The organism is Enterobacter sp. SST3 (assembly GCF_000286655.1).
Taxonomy (GTDB): domain Bacteria; phylum Pseudomonadota; class Gammaproteobacteria; order Enterobacterales; family Enterobacteriaceae; genus Enterobacter; species Enterobacter roggenkampii.
On the sequence record NZ_ALNS01000018.1, the window covers coordinates 48,832 to 64,933 of the forward strand.

General features: G+C 54.8%; 14 protein-coding genes. 1 reads left to right on the plus strand and 13 read right to left on the minus strand.

Annotation, left to right across the window (positions count from 1 at the left end; all coding sequences use genetic code 11):
• Positions 1-84: 84 nt before the first annotated feature.
• The 13 genes from thrP to trxA form a co-directional block, all read right to left on the minus strand.
• Positions 85-1,470, minus strand: coding sequence for a bifunctional threonine/serine APC transporter ThrP (gene thrP / locus B498_RS10120; protein ID WP_008501553.1), 1,386 nt, complete (start codon positions 1,468-1,470; stop codon positions 85-87).
• Positions 1,471-1,667: 197 nt separating this feature from the next.
• A complete protein-coding gene (wecG, locus tag B498_RS10115; RefSeq protein WP_008501554.1) occupies positions 1,668-2,408 on the minus strand; it encodes a lipopolysaccharide N-acetylmannosaminouronosyltransferase in 741 nt (246 codons plus the stop codon).
• Between the two features lie 12 nt (positions 2,409-2,420).
• Complete coding sequence (wzyE, locus tag B498_RS10110) at positions 2,421-3,773, minus strand: ECA oligosaccharide polymerase (protein ID WP_008501555.1); 1,353 nt, start codon at positions 3,771-3,773, stop codon at positions 2,421-2,423.
• Positions 3,770-4,849, minus strand: coding sequence for a TDP-N-acetylfucosamine:lipid II N-acetylfucosaminyltransferase (locus tag B498_RS10105; RefSeq protein ID WP_008501557.1), 1,080 nt, complete (start codon positions 4,847-4,849; stop codon positions 3,770-3,772). Before B498_RS10105 ends, wzyE begins: the two co-directional genes overlap by 4 nt.
• The gene (gene wzxE, locus B498_RS10100; protein WP_008501558.1) at positions 4,846-6,096 is read right to left on the minus strand and encodes a lipid III flippase WzxE; all 1,251 of its coding nucleotides are present in this window, start codon (positions 6,094-6,096) and stop codon (positions 4,846-4,848) included. The genes B498_RS10105 and wzxE overlap by 4 nt, the downstream gene beginning before the upstream one ends.
• A 1-nt stretch (position 6,097) precedes the next feature.
• The gene (gene rffA / locus B498_RS10095) at positions 6,098-7,228 is read right to left on the minus strand and encodes a dTDP-4-amino-4,6-dideoxygalactose transaminase (RefSeq protein WP_008501559.1); all 1,131 of its coding nucleotides are present in this window, start codon (positions 7,226-7,228) and stop codon (positions 6,098-6,100) included.
• A 4-nt stretch (positions 7,229-7,232) separates the two neighbouring features.
• Complete coding sequence (gene rffC / locus B498_RS10090) at positions 7,233-7,910, minus strand: dTDP-4-amino-4,6-dideoxy-D-galactose acyltransferase (protein WP_008501560.1); 678 nt, start codon at positions 7,908-7,910, stop codon at positions 7,233-7,235.
• Entirely contained in the window at positions 7,907-9,169 is a 1,263-nt protein-coding gene (gene wecC / locus B498_RS10085) for a UDP-N-acetyl-D-mannosamine dehydrogenase (protein ID WP_008501561.1), read from the minus strand. Before wecC ends, rffC begins: the two co-directional genes overlap by 4 nt.
• Positions 9,166-10,296, minus strand: coding sequence for a non-hydrolyzing UDP-N-acetylglucosamine 2-epimerase (gene wecB / locus B498_RS10080; RefSeq protein WP_032622928.1), 1,131 nt, complete (start codon positions 10,294-10,296; stop codon positions 9,166-9,168). The genes wecC and wecB overlap by 4 nt, the downstream gene beginning before the upstream one ends.
• 56 nt (positions 10,297-10,352) lie before the next feature.
• The gene (gene wzzE / locus B498_RS10075) at positions 10,353-11,399 is read right to left on the minus strand and encodes an ECA polysaccharide chain length modulation protein (RefSeq protein ID WP_008501563.1); all 1,047 of its coding nucleotides are present in this window, start codon (positions 11,397-11,399) and stop codon (positions 10,353-10,355) included.
• 13 nt (positions 11,400-11,412) lie between these two features.
• Entirely contained in the window at positions 11,413-12,516 is a 1,104-nt protein-coding gene (gene wecA, locus B498_RS10070) for a UDP-N-acetylglucosamine--undecaprenyl-phosphate N-acetylglucosaminephosphotransferase (protein ID WP_008501564.1), read from the minus strand.
• A gap of 238 nt (positions 12,517-12,754) precedes the next feature.
• Entirely contained in the window at positions 12,755-14,014 is a 1,260-nt protein-coding gene (gene rho / locus B498_RS10065; RefSeq protein ID WP_008501566.1) for a transcription termination factor Rho, read from the minus strand.
• Between the two features lie 345 nt (positions 14,015-14,359).
• Entirely contained in the window at positions 14,360-14,689 is a 330-nt protein-coding gene (gene trxA / locus B498_RS10060; RefSeq protein ID WP_006179218.1) for a thioredoxin TrxA, read from the minus strand.
• 144 nt (positions 14,690-14,833) lie between these two features.
• Here trxA and rhlB point away from each other — a divergent pair, with 144 nt between their 5' ends.
• Positions 14,834-16,102 (plus strand): ATP-dependent RNA helicase RhlB, encoded by a 1,269-nt coding sequence (rhlB, locus tag B498_RS10055; RefSeq protein ID WP_008501567.1) that lies wholly within the window; start codon positions 14,834-14,836, stop codon positions 16,100-16,102.

A 16,102-nucleotide genomic window follows, 5' to 3' on the forward strand; every position in this document is an offset into this window, starting at 1 on the left:
TGGATATTACGTACCTCCGTCCCCGCTGTCTAGTGCTTTTTTGAAAAAAATGCGCGTTTGGTTATCGTTTGCACATTTTGCCGCTTATTCCTCCACTTTCTGCGTGGTGGCACGGCGACCGAGACCAAAAAGCTTATAGGCAGCCGTTACAGCGGCCAGGAAGATCATCCCGACAAACAGCGACATGCGGGTATCTTCATTAAAGTACATTCCGATTAATACGCAAATCAGGAACGCCATCGTTAAATAGTTCGCATACGGGAACAGAATTGAACGGAACGGATGGCTTTCAATCGCCTTTTTATGCGCATGACGGAAACGCAGCTGGCTGATGAGGATAACAAACCACGGCACCATGCCCGGCAGGACGCTGGCGCTGTAGACGTAAACGAACACCCGCTGCGGATTGGGAATGATGTAATTCAGGCAAGAACCAATCAGCAGGATCGCAATCGAAACCGCCACGCCCGCCACCGGCACGCCAGCACGTGACACTTTGCTCATCGCCGCAGGCAGCTGGTTATTCTTCGAGAGCGCATAGAGCATACGCCCACAGCTGTACATCCCGCTGTTACAGCCTGACAGCGCGGCCGTCAGGACCACAAAGTTAATGATGCCCGCCGCCGCCGTGATACCAATTTTGGCAAAGGTTAAAACAAACGGGCTACCCGTCGTGCCAATTTCGTTCCACGGGAAGATGGTTACGATAACGAAGATCGCGCCCACATAGAAAATCAGGATGCGCCACAGCACTTTGCCCACCGCGCTACGCAGCGTGACCTGAGGATTTTTCGCTTCACCGGCAGTAATACCGATCAGCTCCACGCCCTGATACGAAGCCACAACGATACACAGCGCCGTCAGGAAACCCTTCCAGCCGCCGGCAAAGAAGCCGCCGTTTTCGGTCAGGTTACCGAAACCGATAGCGTGTCCACCGTTGCCAAAGCCGAAGAAAATCACGCCCAGGCCGACAACAATCATCACGATGATGGTGGTGACTTTAATCATCGCGAACCAGAACTCGATCTCACCATAAAGACGCACGGCGGCCAGGTTTGCCAGCGCCACCAGCCCCACGGCAATAAGCGCGGGTATCCACTGGGCCATGTCCGGGAACCAGAACTGGACGTAGACCCCTATCGCGGTGATCTCGGAGATGCCCACCGCCATCCACATGAACCAGTATGACCAGGCTGTCAGGTAGCCGAAAAAGGGGCTCATATACCGGTGCGCGTAAACGGCGAAGGAGCCGGTTACCGGCTCCAGGAAGAGCATTTCGCCCATGGAACGCATGATGAAGAAAACAAACAGCCCGGCAATAATGTACGCCAGTAATACGGAAGGGCCTGCCCACTTGAGCGTGCTTGCGGAGCCCATAAACAGGCCCACGCCGATAGTGCCGCCCAGCGCTATCAGTTCAATATGACGAGCTTCCAGCCCACGCTGTAGCTCCGGTTTTTTCTCTGCCATAGATCCTCGATTGTGTTTGCTGTTTCCCGACTTAAGACCGGGTATTGTTTTTTAGGGGGACTAAAATACGGAGCGAATGGTTTCTTAAAATGTGCCAAATGGCAAACGATGCATAAAAAAAATGAATGCATTGCACAGATTATCAGCAGTTTTGCAGGCGAGTTGCAGCGCGAATAGCATATCGCGCTACATTTTGATTACATTTTCCCGGTGTAATGCCAGGCGAGGTAGCGAAGCAGACGGATCTGTCGTTTAATGCGTGTCGGTTGCGATAGCAGGCGATACAGCCACTCCAGCCCCAGATGTTGCCAGACCGCTGGCGCACGCTTGACGTGGCCGGTAAAGACGTCATATGTGCCGCCAACGCCCATGTAGAGGGCATCCGGGCAGACCAGACGACAGTCACGCATCAGGATCTCCTGGCGCGGGGACCCCATCGCCACGGTGACAATCTTCGCCCCGCTGTCACGAACGCGCTCAAACAGCGCCTGCCGATCTTCCGGTTTGAAGTAACCATCCTGGCTGCCGACAATATTAACATTCCATTGACGACGCAGTTTCTCTTCCGTCTGGGCCAGTATCTCCGGCTTCCCGCCAATCAGGAACACGGGCGTGCCCTGCGCGCCTGCACGGGCCATAAGCTGCTCCCAGAGATCGGCACCCGCCACGCGGGAAACATTAGCGTCAGGATACTTTTTACGGATAGAGCGAACCACGCTGATCCCGTCCGCGTATTTAAATTCGGCCGCGTCTATCAGGCTTTTGACTTCCGCGTTATCCTCAACCGCCAGCATCTTTTCCGCGTTGATGGCCACCAGCGTACCGGATTTCATCTGGCCGTCGGCGAACAGAAAATCCAGCGCGTGCTGCATGTCGCGCCAGCCAATCAGCTGCAGACCACGTAGCGCATAGCGCGGTGCAGAAATTCTATCAGTCATTACTATCCTTACTCAGACTTGCGACAGCGTTGTGCTGCCCTGCCGCTCGCGCCTGTGCACAAGCCCGGCGCTGTCAAACAGCCAGTACAACAGCTTGGCCAGTAACAGGCAGATGCCGAAAACGACCATGAAGAACACCACGCGCGAAACGAACGAGTCCAGACCTTCGCGCGCCAGAACGATCATATTGAAAATGGCACCAAAGCAGAAACTGTGCAAAATGGCCGCTTTATAGCGGTTGGTCTCTTCATTGCCACGCAGGTAAAGCCAGTCGAACCACTTGATAATCAACCCCACGGCAACCGCACCGGGCAGAATGAACCATGCCCCGCCCATCACCACCAGGGAACCGAGCAGCGTAGGTGAAATTGCCAGACCGGAATGGTTGTTCAGCACTTCCCAGGTGAAGTAATTCGCCGTATTCAGCACCACGCCAGGACGGTCCGGCCATAGCCAGGAAGGAATAAAGACGTAGAAGTCGCGAACAATCGGCGCCAGCCCCTGGAAATCAATCTTGTCGTAATTTTGCAGCAGCAGTGCCAGGTTTTCCCATGGCGAGAAGGTATCGCGCGTGAGGTAAAGGAACGTATAAAACGCCTCATCACCCGCCACGTTCATCCCGTAGCGCTTCAGCGCCAGCCAGAACATCCCCACAATGCCAAACACGCCTGCTGCAACCAGCATCCAGAGCGAGATCCAGCCGCGGATAATGCCGATAAACAGGAAGATCGCGAAGGCGATGATGATGTTCGCGCGCGTACCGCCCACAATCATGTAGGTCAGGATGCCAAATGCGACGGTACTGACCAGGAAGAACAGCCACGCTTTGCTGTCCTGGCGCAGGAAGAAGATCACCAGCATCGCCGGGATGAAGAAGTAGAAGAAACGCTTAAGCGCCACGCCCGAGACTTCTGCCGAAAAAATCTGGCTGTAGGAGTGGAGTTTAAAAAGCAGGAAGCCGTTATGCATGAAGAAGATGCCAACGCTGACCAGGGCGATAGTCATCAGCATCACCCATGTCAGGTGGGTTTCCACCCGATTCATGGTAAAGAGCGCCCGGCGTGGGGCTGCAGCCTGCGCTGAACGCAGACGCGTTTTATAGGTGACGTAGTAGACCGCATAGAAGCAGGTCGCCGCCAGAAGCGCCTGGAGCAGAATGTCCGGCGGCGCGACGCTCACGTCAAAACGGAAGACCAGTATGCTGGTCAACGGGAAGCCGAAAAAGAACGTCAGCAGAAACAGTAACGAGAAGAAGACGTTAAAGTTGAAGCGCACGCGCCGGAATTCAAACCAGGTGAGCGTGGCGATGAACAGGCTGCTCAGAAGCCAGACAACCAGTAAGCCGCTGAATTGCAACTGACTCATGCTTTGTCTCCTGCAGCGATACGCAGCGCGCGGTGCCACGGCGTGAGATAATTCGGGCTGAAAAAATCGATGCTGTTTTTATCCACCAGCGTGAGCTGACGTTGAGCTTCACGTACCACCTCGACATTCAGCGTGTCTGAGGTAAACAGCACCGGAATATGCTGCTCGGCCATGTCCTGCCAGAACGGGTTGTCGCGGTTGAGCACGCACGGTACACCTGCCTGAATCAGCAGGCACAGCGTGCCAATCCCCTGCTGCCGGGCAAAGATGAAATAACCGAGATCGCATTTTCTCAGCAGCGCAAGATAGTCATCAAATTCCAGCTTATCGCTGAGGATGTGCAGATTTTCAGCGCTAAACAGCGCCAGCCCCTGCTGACGAACCTCGTCGATATAGGCGCTGTTGTTGGCGGGATAGCCCATCGGCACCACCACGTTCACTGTGTCGCCAAACTGCTGATGCACCGCCCTGAGCGCCGCGACATGTTCGTTACTGCGATCGCCGGAATTCCCCACCAGAATCGTCAGCTTGCCTTCTCGCACCGCGTCATTCGCCATGGCGTTCAGCGCCGGATCCATGCGGGTGGGGAAATAGAGCAACTCGCCGCGCACGTTCGGGTGCTGTTTAGCAAAATAGTTGAGATCGCCGCGGGTAGCAAAAACGCAGCCTACGCGCCCCTGAGCCATGCGGCGCAGGGGATAAAAAAGACGGAATTTCCAGCCGCGGGAGACTTCATAAAGATCGGCTCCCCAGATATGCCAGCTGCACTGGGAGGGTTTAATCCCTCCGCTGAGAAGCGCCAGCCACAGGCCGGTATTGAACTGCCCGTGGAAAAAGAAACGTTGCTTACGATCCGCTTTGGCTTTGGCAACCACCGCCTTCGCCAGTGAGGCCTTATCCGGCCAGAAGCGAATCGTCAGTGCCGGAAACGCCTCGCTCAGGCCCTTATCCTGACCTGCAACCATAAACTCACGCGCATCAGGATCGCCCGATGCCAGCTCGTCGTTGAAGAACCGCAAAACGGTCTGGTTATGGTGTGGGATATCCGATCCCAGGATGTGAATCAGTGCAGTCATGCGCGTTTACGCCACAATAAAAATACACCGCAACAGGCGGCGAAATAAACGATATAGGTTGCCATGTAGGCCTGGGCCGCCCCCAGCGCACCGTGCGTGGGGATCAGCCAGTGTGAAAATGCCGTCAGTAAAACAAACTGGCTAATTTCCGCCAGGATATAGAGCCGAAGGGACGCTTTCGCGATCACCAGATAGCCGAAAACGTAAGCCCCCACTTTCAGTACATCACCCACCAGCTGCCAGGCAAAGAGATCGCGCATGGCGGTGAACTTCGCCGAGAACAGCAGCCAGATGGCGACATCGCGCAATAACCAGACGGTAAAGCTGGCAGCCGCGACGGCCGGCAATACAAAGCGCAGCGATCGGAAAATCTCGCGCGTTATGTCCTGTCTGGACGTCAGACGCGACAGGGTTGGCAGCAGGTAAACGCTAAAGGAAGCCGTAATAAACTGAAGATAGGCATCGGAAATACTGCTTACGCCCTGCCAGATCCCGACCTCATCCCAGCTATAGTGCGCCGCCAGCAGGTTTCGCATCATCACGTAGGCCACCGGCAGCGTGACGGAGGTGATGAGCGCCATCAGGGTAAATTTACCCAGTTGGCTGGCAAGCATCGAGTCCCATTGCGGTTTCAGGTAGCTCAGCGGAATGACGCCCCGACGCATCAGCATAAATGCCGCAGGCACAACCACCAGCGCCGGAACCAGCGCCAGCCCCAGCAGTGCGCCTTCATAGCCACCCAGGCGATAGCAGAAATAATAGGCAATCACGCCGATGACGCTGCCCAGGATCAACGCAAGCGCGTTCCCGGCAGCATCACGAAACCCTTTCATCAGCGCCAGCAGCAGGTTAGCCCAGGCAATCCCCATCTGAACCAATGCGACCAGACGCACCAGCCCCTGATAGTGGGTGTGACCGAATAATCCCTGGCTGATGGGCGCCGCCGCCAGCAGAAAGATAATCGCCATCAGGGTCGAAAAACCCGTGACCATCGCCGACGAGGTGCCCACCACCCTGCGGAGCTGGGCCGCATCATCATGATACTGCGCAACGTATTTGGTGACGCCGTTGAAGATACCGGCACCAGCCAGCACGCCAAGGACGGTGACAAGCTGACGGAAATTACCCGCCAGCCCCACTCCTGACGGGCCAAATGAGACGGCCAGGAGCTTGACGACCAACAGCCCGGCCCCAATTTTTACAAGCGTGGACGCGGCGGTCCACACCGATGCTTTTGCCAGTGACATATCAGCCGAAATAACTCAGGAGGGTATTAATCACCGTACGCTGGTTAACTGGCGCGAGGTTGTAGAACAGTGGCAGACGAAGCAACCGCTCACTTTCTTTGGTGGTGTAACGGTCTTCACCCGCGAACGTTCCAAACGCTTCGCCCGCCGGACTGGAGTGCAGCGGGATATAGTGGAACACCGCCATAATTTCGGCTTCTTTCAGCCAGGCGATGAGCTCGCTGCGGTCGTCGTTATCGCGCAGCTTGATGTAGAACATGTGCGCGTTGTGGACGCAATCCGCCGGAATCGTTGGCAGCGCAATACGCCCGGCTTTTGCCAGAGGTTCCAGCGCATCGTAATAGGTTTGCCACAGGGAGAGACGCTGCAGGTTGATGCGATCCGCGGCTTCCAGCTGCGCCCACAGGTACGCGGCCTGCAGATCCGCCATCAGATAGCTGGAGCCAATATCGCGCCAGGTGTATTTGTCTACCTGGCCGCGGAAGAACTGGCTGCGGTTGGTGCCTTTTTCGCGGATCACTTCCGCACGCTCCACGAGCGCCCGGTCGTTAATCAGCGTCGCGCCACCCTCTCCGCCTGCCGTGTAGTTTTTGGTTTCGTGGAAGCTAAAGCAGCCGATGTGGCCGATGGTGCCCAGCGCGCGTCCCTTGTAGGTCGACATCACGCCCTGCGCGGCATCTTCCACCACAAACAGGTTATGTTTTTTGGCGATGGCCATGATGGTGTCCATTTCACAGGCCACACCTGCGTAGTGAACCGGCACGATCGCGCGCGTTTTGTCGGTGATCGCCGCTTCAATCAGCGTCTCATCAATGTTCATGGTATCCGGGCGGATATCCACAAAGACGATTTTCGCCCCGCGCAGGACAAACGCATTCGCCGTGGAAACGAAGGTGTAGCTCGGCATGATCACTTCATCGCCGGGCTGGATATCCAGCAGCAGTGCGGCCATTTCCAGCGATGCCGTACAGGACGGGGTCAGCAGTACTTTGGCGCTGCGAAAACGCTGTTCCATCCACTGCTGACAGCGACGGGTGAAACCGCCGTCACCGCAGAGTTTGCCGCTGCCCATGGCAGACTGCATATAGTCGAGTTCCGTTCCGACGACGGGTGGTGCGTTAAATGGAATCATCTTGTCACCTGTATAACCAGTAGGCGGTGGCGTCGATGTTGGCACCACTCGCAATATAACGTTTAAGCGCGGCGGTGTTGCCCACCTGGGTCGCCACCCGCAGCGTCTCAACCTGCTGCTGCTGCGCCCAGTGCAGCGCCGCCTGCATAAGTTTCTCACCCATGCCGCGCCCGGCTAATAAGCCAATACGCGCCTCGCGCACGTTGAGCTTGCGAAGCGAGACGAACCCCTGGGGTTGACCGTCCCCTGCGCGTAAAACCAGGCAGACGTGGTCAAAGGTGCCTTTAACCGCATTCTCTATCCACTGGGCATAGAAACGGCCGCTATCGTCAGGTGCGTACCAGGGCGTACGAAAGCGACTCTGCGCAAACGCCTGAGCCGCCATCTGACGCAGCACGGGAATATCCTGTTCGGTTGCGATTTCAGCGCCGGGTGCATCATGCCGGGTGAGGGTTATGGAAAGGTCTGCCTCACCTTCCACCAGCTGAAAACCGCGTTGCTGGAGCGCATCAAGCAGGTCGGTACGGTCCGCCGGGATCTTCGCCTGAATCCGTTGCCAGGCGATGAAATCCGATTCAGCCAGTACCGGCGCATCATCGCGCAGACGCACAATGGCCGACGGCAGGCCGAAAAAGGCACTCTCCCACTGCAGGGGCTCAAGTACCCCGTTCAGGCTGTTCAACGCCAGACACCTTTGGTATCAACCACATAATTCTGACGCACCGCATCACCGGACGTCGCTTTAAACGCTTTATGATCCACCAGCAGCACCAGCACGTCCGCCGTCGCCAGCGCCTCATCCAGCGCAGCCAGCGTGCAGTGCCCCGCCAGTTTTGCCGGCAACTCATGGATATTCGGCTCAACCACCAGCGTTTCACCCTTGTGCCATTCGGCAATCATCTGAGCAATTTCCATTGCCGGGCTTTCGCGCAGGTCGTCAATGTTGGGTTTGAATGCCAGACCAAAGCAGGCAATTTTCAGCTCGCTGGCGCGCTTTCCGCTCTCTGCCAGACAATCCGCTACCGTGGTTTTGACCTGATTGAGCACCCAGTGAGGTTTGCTGTCGTTCACTTCACGCGCGGTGCGAATCAGGCGCGCCTGCGCCGGATTCTGAGCCACAATAAACCACGGATCGACGGCGATGCAGTGTCCACCCACGCCCGGGCCTGGCTGGAGAATGTTTACACGCGGATGGCGATTCGCCAGGCTAATCAACTCCCAGACGTTAATCCCCTGATCGGCGCAAATCAGCGACAGTTCGTTCGCAAAGGCGATATTAACGTCACGGAAGCTGTTTTCCGTCAGCTTGCACATCTCGGCGGTGCGGGAGTTTGTCACCACACACTCGCCTTCCAGGAAAATCTTGTACAGCGCGCTGGCACGCTCGGAACAGACGGGCGTCATACCGCCAATGACGCGGTCGTTTTTAATCAGTTCGACCATGACCTGGCCCGGGAGGACGCGCTCCGGGCAGTAGGCGATGTTGATATCCGCCTGCTCCCCCGCCTGTTGCGGGAAGCTTAAATCAGGGCGCGCGTCGGCCAGCCACTGCGCCATCTGCTCGGTAGCACCGACCGGAGAGGTTGATTCCAGGATCACCAGCGCCCCTTTCTTCAGCACAGGGGCAATGGACTTTGCCGCCGCCTCGACGTAGACCATGTCGGGCTCGTGGTCGCCTTTAAAGGGCGTTGGAACAGCAATCAGGTAGGCATCCGCTTCAACCGGCGTGGTACTGGCGCGCAGGAAGCCGCCCTCCACCGCCTCTTTCACTACGCGATCCAAATCGGGCTCGACAATATGAATCTCGCCACGGTTAATGGTTTCCACCGCACGGGCGTTGATATCCACACCGACAACCTGTTTCTGACGAGAGGCAAACGCCGCCGCGGTGGGCAAGCCAATGTAGCCAAGACCAATGACAGAGATGGTAGTAAAACTCATAGCGATACCCGATTGTGTTTAAGTGCATGCAAAATACGGCCACAAGCCTGCCCGTCTCCATACGGATTATGGGCCCGGCTCATCGCCTGATACGTTTCGTCGTCATGCAGAAGGCGCGTGACCTCTTCGACGATGAGTTCCGCGTTGGTGCCGACCAGACGCACCGTACCGGCTTTGACCGCTTCCGGACGTTCGGTGGTTTCACGCATCACCAGCACCGGTTTGCCAAGAGAAGGCGCTTCTTCCTGAATGCCGCCGGAATCGGTAAGGATCAGCCAGGCATGGTTCATCAGCCAGACAAACGGCAGATAGTCCTGAGGTTCAATCAGAAGGACATTCTCGATATGACCCAGGATGCGGTTAACCGGCTCGCTGACATTAGGATTAAGATGGACCGGATAGACAATCTGCACGTCGTCGTTCTGCGCCGCGATTTCAGCCAGCGCGTGACAGATTTGCTCAAAACCCCGGCCAAAGCTTTCGCGACGGTGGCCGGTGACCAGAATGGTTTTTTTGCCGTTGTGCAGGAATGGATAGCGGGCAGCGAGTTCGTTCTTAAGCTCGTGGTTTGCCAGGACCCGGTCACGTACCCAAATTAACGCATCGATGACCGTATTGCCGGTCACAAAGATCTTGTTATCGGCGATATTTTCACGCAGCAGGTTCTGACGCGAGTTTTCCGTTGGGGCAAAGTGGTACATCGCCAAATGGCCGGTAAGCGTGCGGTTGGCCTCCTCCGGCCACGGCGAATAGAGATTGCCGGTACGCAGACCCGCCTCAACATGCCCCACGGGAATTCGCTGGTAAAACGCGGCCAGGCTGGTCGCCACGGTCGTGGTAGTGTCGCCGTGTACCAGCACCACGTCAGGCTTGAATGACTCCAGGATAGGCTTCAGCTCTTGCAGAATGCGACAGGTTATCTCCGTCAATCCTTGCCCCGGTTTCATAATATTGAGGTCGTAATCCGGGACGATGGAAAAGAGCGTTAACACCTGATCGAGCATCTCACGGTGCTGGGCCGTGACGCACACTTTCGCTTCAATATCAGGATCGCTGGCCAGCGCATGAACCAGAGGTGCCATCTTAATGGCCTCCGGCCTGGTGCCAAATACGGTTAGTACTTTCACATCGATTCTCTTCGATTAGGCGATGAAGGCCGCAGCCTTCATCGTAGACGGCATTCTTAGTTTGTGCGACGACGCGTTAACGCCACGCCAGCGCCCGTCAGTGCGCCTACAATCCCCCACATGATCATCAGGAATGCACGACGCGGACTATCGCGTTTTACAGGTTCTTCAGGCGTTCGCAAATAACGATAGGTCTGAAAACGCGGGTCCAGAGATGGACCGACATTAAGCGTATTGAGCATCGCGCGATTTTGATCGTAATCGAGGTCAAAATCAGGACCGACGGCCTGAAGGTTTTCCAGACGTGCCTGCAACATGGGGCGGCCAAGGAGGAACATCTCTGAATCAGGCAGTTCATCAGCCGGCACGTCCGTTTCAGTACGGGAAATATTGTGCTGTTCCGCAATTTTCAGCGCCTGCTCAATATTGTGTACACGGCGAGCGAAAATCGCTTTAGCCACCTCTTCCTGACGTTTCACCTGCGCTTTCATCTGGATGGTGCGAGCCGACCAGGCGCCTTTAAGCTCTTCGTTAAGATGGCTTGCGGCACGCTGGCTGGCAAACGCGACATACTGACGCAGCAGGTTGTTGGCGTCCGGCGCGGTTTCTGCAATCAGCTTGACGCTGTCATTCACATTACGCAGCGCGTCGCCCGGCATAAATTGAATATTGTTAATCAGATCGTCCAGCAGAGCGGCATCGGCTTTGGTGTTATCAACCCGACGCTGCTTGTAGTAATCCGTCTGGGACCAGAAGTCGCGGCGCGTATCCCACGAAGCCAGTTGCATCACAAACTCTTTATAGGCCTCATCCATAACGGAGACCTGATCCGGCGTGGCGAGGTTAGCTTTGATATCCAGGTTTCGCAGGAATTGCTGTTGGGAATAGAACCCCCCAAGCATGTTAACCGTTGGTTTGTCAGTGATTGCCGTGGCGCTCCACTCTTGTTTTGCAAAGAACGTATAGGCCAGCGCTAACAGTGCAAACCCCAGCGCGATCCCCGCAATCCAAAGTTTGCCTGCCCATAACACGCGAAACAAACCCCGAATATCCAGTTCATTCTCAGTTACCACTGATTTCGCTCCCGCCAACGGTTGAGTCATCATAGTCCCGGTTTTACTTAGTTAATGTTGTGTTTTTGCCACTGTTACGACGCATCCTGCGTTTAATACGTTTAATGAACCGCGCTACTTTCCATGCGCGCTTAATGCAGTAGCCGTAAAGGAAAAACGCTAGCAAAAATAATGCCAACATAACCCATTCTGGCACAAAATGAGCATACTCCGCGGCAACACCCACTCCCGCAAGGATGGCGGCCGCCACGGTTATCAAAACAAATGCCTGCCGGGAGGTGAATCCAGCGCGCATGATCAAATGATGAATATGCTGTCGGTCGGCTGAGAAGGGACTCATTCCTTTGCGCAAGCGGCGATACATAATCGCAACCATATCCATTAACGGGATTGCGATAATCCACAACGCGGTGACAGGGCTGATAGGATGGACTTGCCCCTGAGTCGTTTCCAGCAAAATCCAGATGACGGTAAACCCAATGAGTGTGCTGCCCGCATCACCCATAAAGACTTTATAGCGACGCCCCAGCGCACCGAGGTTTAACAGGATATAAGGCAGGATGGCGGCAATCATGGCGAAGCACCACATAGCAAGACTATATTGACCGTCAAACCACAAAATAAAACCGATCGCGGCAAACGAGACGCAGGAGAGTCCCCCCAGCAAGCCATCAATACCATCGACCATGTTGAAGGCATTTATAGCAACCCATACGGCGAAAAGCGTCAGAAAATAGCCGAACGGGCCGAGCACCATCTCCCACGAGCCAAAAATATAGCCCAGGCTACTCAAGTAGAGTTTTGCTGAGACCATCATGGCAATGCCAACTGCCGCCTGCACAAAGGCGCGGATTTTAACGCTGATGTCATAACGATCGTCAAGCGCGCCGACGATGACCAGTACCGTTGAACACATCAGATATAATTTGACATGTGGGACATAGTAGTTAGCAATTGCGAAGGCATAGCAAATGCCGGCAAAAACGGAAATACCACCCACCAGGGGGATCATGCCCTGATGACGCTTCCGGAAGTTGGGTTTATCCACTAACCCCACGTATTTCGCCACCTTACGCGCAATAAACAGAAAACAGGTGGTGAATAAAAAAATACTGGTTAGATCAGTAAACGTATCGAATAGGTTCACAATGGATTCTCAACAAATGTTAGTCTCGGAAGTATAACCACGAAGGCTCATAGCCCGAAGGTAAAAGTAAACTTCTTGTGACCTCATTTGTATATTATTCAAGCTATTAATGTTTTTACTCTACGAATCGTCTTATTGTCGCACCTACACATCAAAATTGGGAGTAGGTGGTACTAGCGTATAGTCCATAAAAGAAAAACGCCACGTAAAAACGTGGCGTTCGCTGGCTTTATTTGCGTTACGAGCGTTTCATCATGTCGAAGAAATCGTCGTTGGTTTTGGTCATTGCCAGTTTGTTAATGAGGAACTCCATCGCGTCGATTTCACCCATTGGATGAATGATTTTGCGCAGGATCCACATTTTCTGCAGCTCTTCCTGGGTGGTGAGCAGCTCTTCTTTACGGGTACCGGAACGGTTGTAGTCGATAGCCGGGAAGACGCGTTTTTCAGCGATCTTACGAGAGAGGTGCAGTTCCATGTTGCCTGTCCCTTTAAACTCTTCGTAGATAACTTCGTCCATCTTAGAGCCGGTATCGATCAGCGCGGTCGCGATGATGGTCAGGCTGCCGCCCTCTTCGACGTTACGTGCAGCACCGAAGAAACGTTTTGGACGATGCAGGGCGTTAGCATCCACACCACCGGTCAGGACTTTACCAGACGCCGGGACCACGGTGTTGTAGGCACGCGCCAGACGGGTGATGGAGTCGAGCAGGATGATCACGTCTTTCTTGTGCTCAACCAGGCGTTTTGCCTTCTCGATAACCATTTCCGCAACCTGAACGTGGCGAGATGCTGGCTCGTCGAAGGTAGAAGCAACCACTTCACCTTTAACCAGACGCTGCATCTCGGTCACTTCTTCCGGACGTTCGTCAATCAGCAGCACCATCAGCACACAGTCAGGGTGGTTGTAAGCAATGCTCTGCGCGATGTTCTGCAGCAGCATGGTTTTACCCGCTTTTGGCGGCGCCACAATCAGACCACGCTGACCACGACCGATTGGTGAGGCCAGATCCAGAACGCGCGCGGTTAAGTCTTCGGTAGAACCGTTACCACGCTCCATGCGCAGGCGAGAGTTCGCGTGCAGCGGCGTTAAGTTCTCAAAGAGGATCTTATTGCGCGAGTTTTCTGGCTTATCGAAGTTAACTTCATTGACTTTCAACAGCGCAAAGTAGCGTTCACCCTCTTTAGGAGGACGAATCTTACCTGAAATGGTGTCACCAGTGCGGAGGTTGAAACGGCGGATTTGGCTGGGGGATACGTAGATGTCGTCAGGGCCGGCGAGGTAGGAGCTGTCTGCAGAGCGGAGGAAACCAAATCCGTCTTGCAATATCTCCAGCACACCGTCGCCAAAGATATCTTCGCCACTCTTAGCGTGCTGCTTCAGGATGGCGAAAATGATGTCCTGCTTGCGCATACGAGCCTGGTTTTCCAGCCCCATATTTTCGCCGAGAGTGATCAGCTCAGAAACCGGCGTATTCTTTAATTCGGTAAGATTCATAATGGTGTGGGTTCTTAAACTCGGGGTGATTCTCGAACTTAATGTTGTGAATGGTATGGCAGGGTCATCCATGCCTGTTTAGCGGCCATCAACTCATGTCTGTTCGCTGTCTGGTCACAGGGAAAGAACGCAGAACTGAAACGACAAGACGGATTGAGTGACAAGCCCGGAATTTAGCCACTTCACGCACTGTTCATGTTAACAACGGGAAGTATCGGGTAAAACAAGATTCAAACAACAAGATATGTTTAAAACGAAGTCATAGCTAACTTAGCACGACTTCAGCCGGGCGTCCAGAGTTCCGAATCATTTAGCCGGGGGCTCTGAACGCACAGCGGAGAAACCTTACGCCAGGTTAGCGTCGAGGAACTCTTTCAGTTGACCTTTGGACAGCGCGCCCACTTTGGTCGCCGCCACTTCGCCGTTTTTGAACAGCAGCAGGGTCGGAATACCACGGATACCGTATTTTGGTGCGGTGCCCGGGTTCTGGTCGATGTTCAGCTTGGCAACGGTCAGTTTGCCCTGATATTCGTCGGCGATCTCATCCAGAATCGGGGCGATCATTTTGCAAGGACCACACCATTCAGCCCAGAAATCGACGAGGATCAGCCCGTCAGCCTTAAGTACGTCCGTGTCAAAACTGTCGTCAGTCAGGTGAATAATTTTATCGCTCATATATAACTCCACAGGAATAAGCCTGGTACGTTGGTTTTGTCTCCACCAACGACGCGTTGATGTCGCATTAACCAACTAAAGGTTGACTTTATTTCACCGGATACGCTTTCGTAAAGCAATAGTAAGCTGATATTCTACCACACTATGAGCAAAACACATTTAACAGAACAGAAGTTTTCCGACTTCGCGCTGCACCCGAAGGTGATTGAAGCCCTTGAAAATAAAGGGTTTCATAACTGCACGCCCATTCAGGCCCTCGCGCTGCCGCTGACGCTGGCCGGTCGCGATGTTGCCGGGCAGGCGCAAACCGGTACCGGCAAAACGATGGCGTTTTTAACGTCAACGTTTCATTATTTACTTTCTCACCCAGCGATTGCAGACCGCAAAGTTAACCAGCCGCGCGCGCTAATTATGGCCCCGACGCGAGAACTGGCGGTACAGATCCACGCAGACGCTGAACCCCTGGCGCAGGCTACCGGCCTGAAGCTGGGCCTGGCCTATGGCGGCGACGGCTACGATAAGCAGCTGAAAGTGCTGGAAAGCGGTGTGGATATCCTGATCGGTACCACCGGCCGTCTTATTGATTACGCCAAACAGAACCACATTAACCTCGGTGCCATCCAGGTTGTGGTGCTCGATGAAGCTGACCGCATGTACGATCTGGGCTTCATTAAAGACATCCGCTGGCTGTTCCGCCGTATGCCTCCGGCCAACCAGCGCCTGAATATGCTGTTCTCTGCAACCCTCTCCTACCGCGTTCGCGAGCTGGCGTTCGAACAGATGAACAACGCTGAATACGTAGAAGTGGAACCGGAGCAGAAAACGGGTCACCGCATTAAAGAAGAGCTCTTCTATCCTTCTAATGAAGAGAAAATGCGCCTGCTGCAAACGCTGATTGAAGAAGAATGGCCAGATCGCGCCATCATCTTTGCGAACACCAAACACCGTTGTGAAGAAATCTGGGGCCACCTGGCTGCCGATGGTCACCGTGTTGGCCTGTTGACCGGCGACGTGGCGCAGAAAAAACGCCTGCGAATTCTCGAAGAGTTTACCCGCGGCGATCTCGATATTCTGGTCGCCACCGACGTGGCTGCACGTGGTTTACACATTCCGGCCGTAACGCACGTCTTTAACTACGATCTGCCAGACGACTGTGAAGACTACGTACACCGTATCGGTCGTACCGGTCGCGCGGGCGCAAGCGGTCACTCTATTAGCCTTGCGTGTGAAGAGTATGCGCTGAACCTTCCGGCCATTGAGACCTACATCGGTCACTCTATTCCGCAGAGCAAATACAATCCGGAAGCGCTGTTAAGCGAACTGCCGCCGCCTAAGCGTCTTACCCGCCCACGCTCCGGCAATGGTCCGCGTCGTTCAGGCGGCGCACCGCGTAATCGTCGTCGTTCAGGTTAA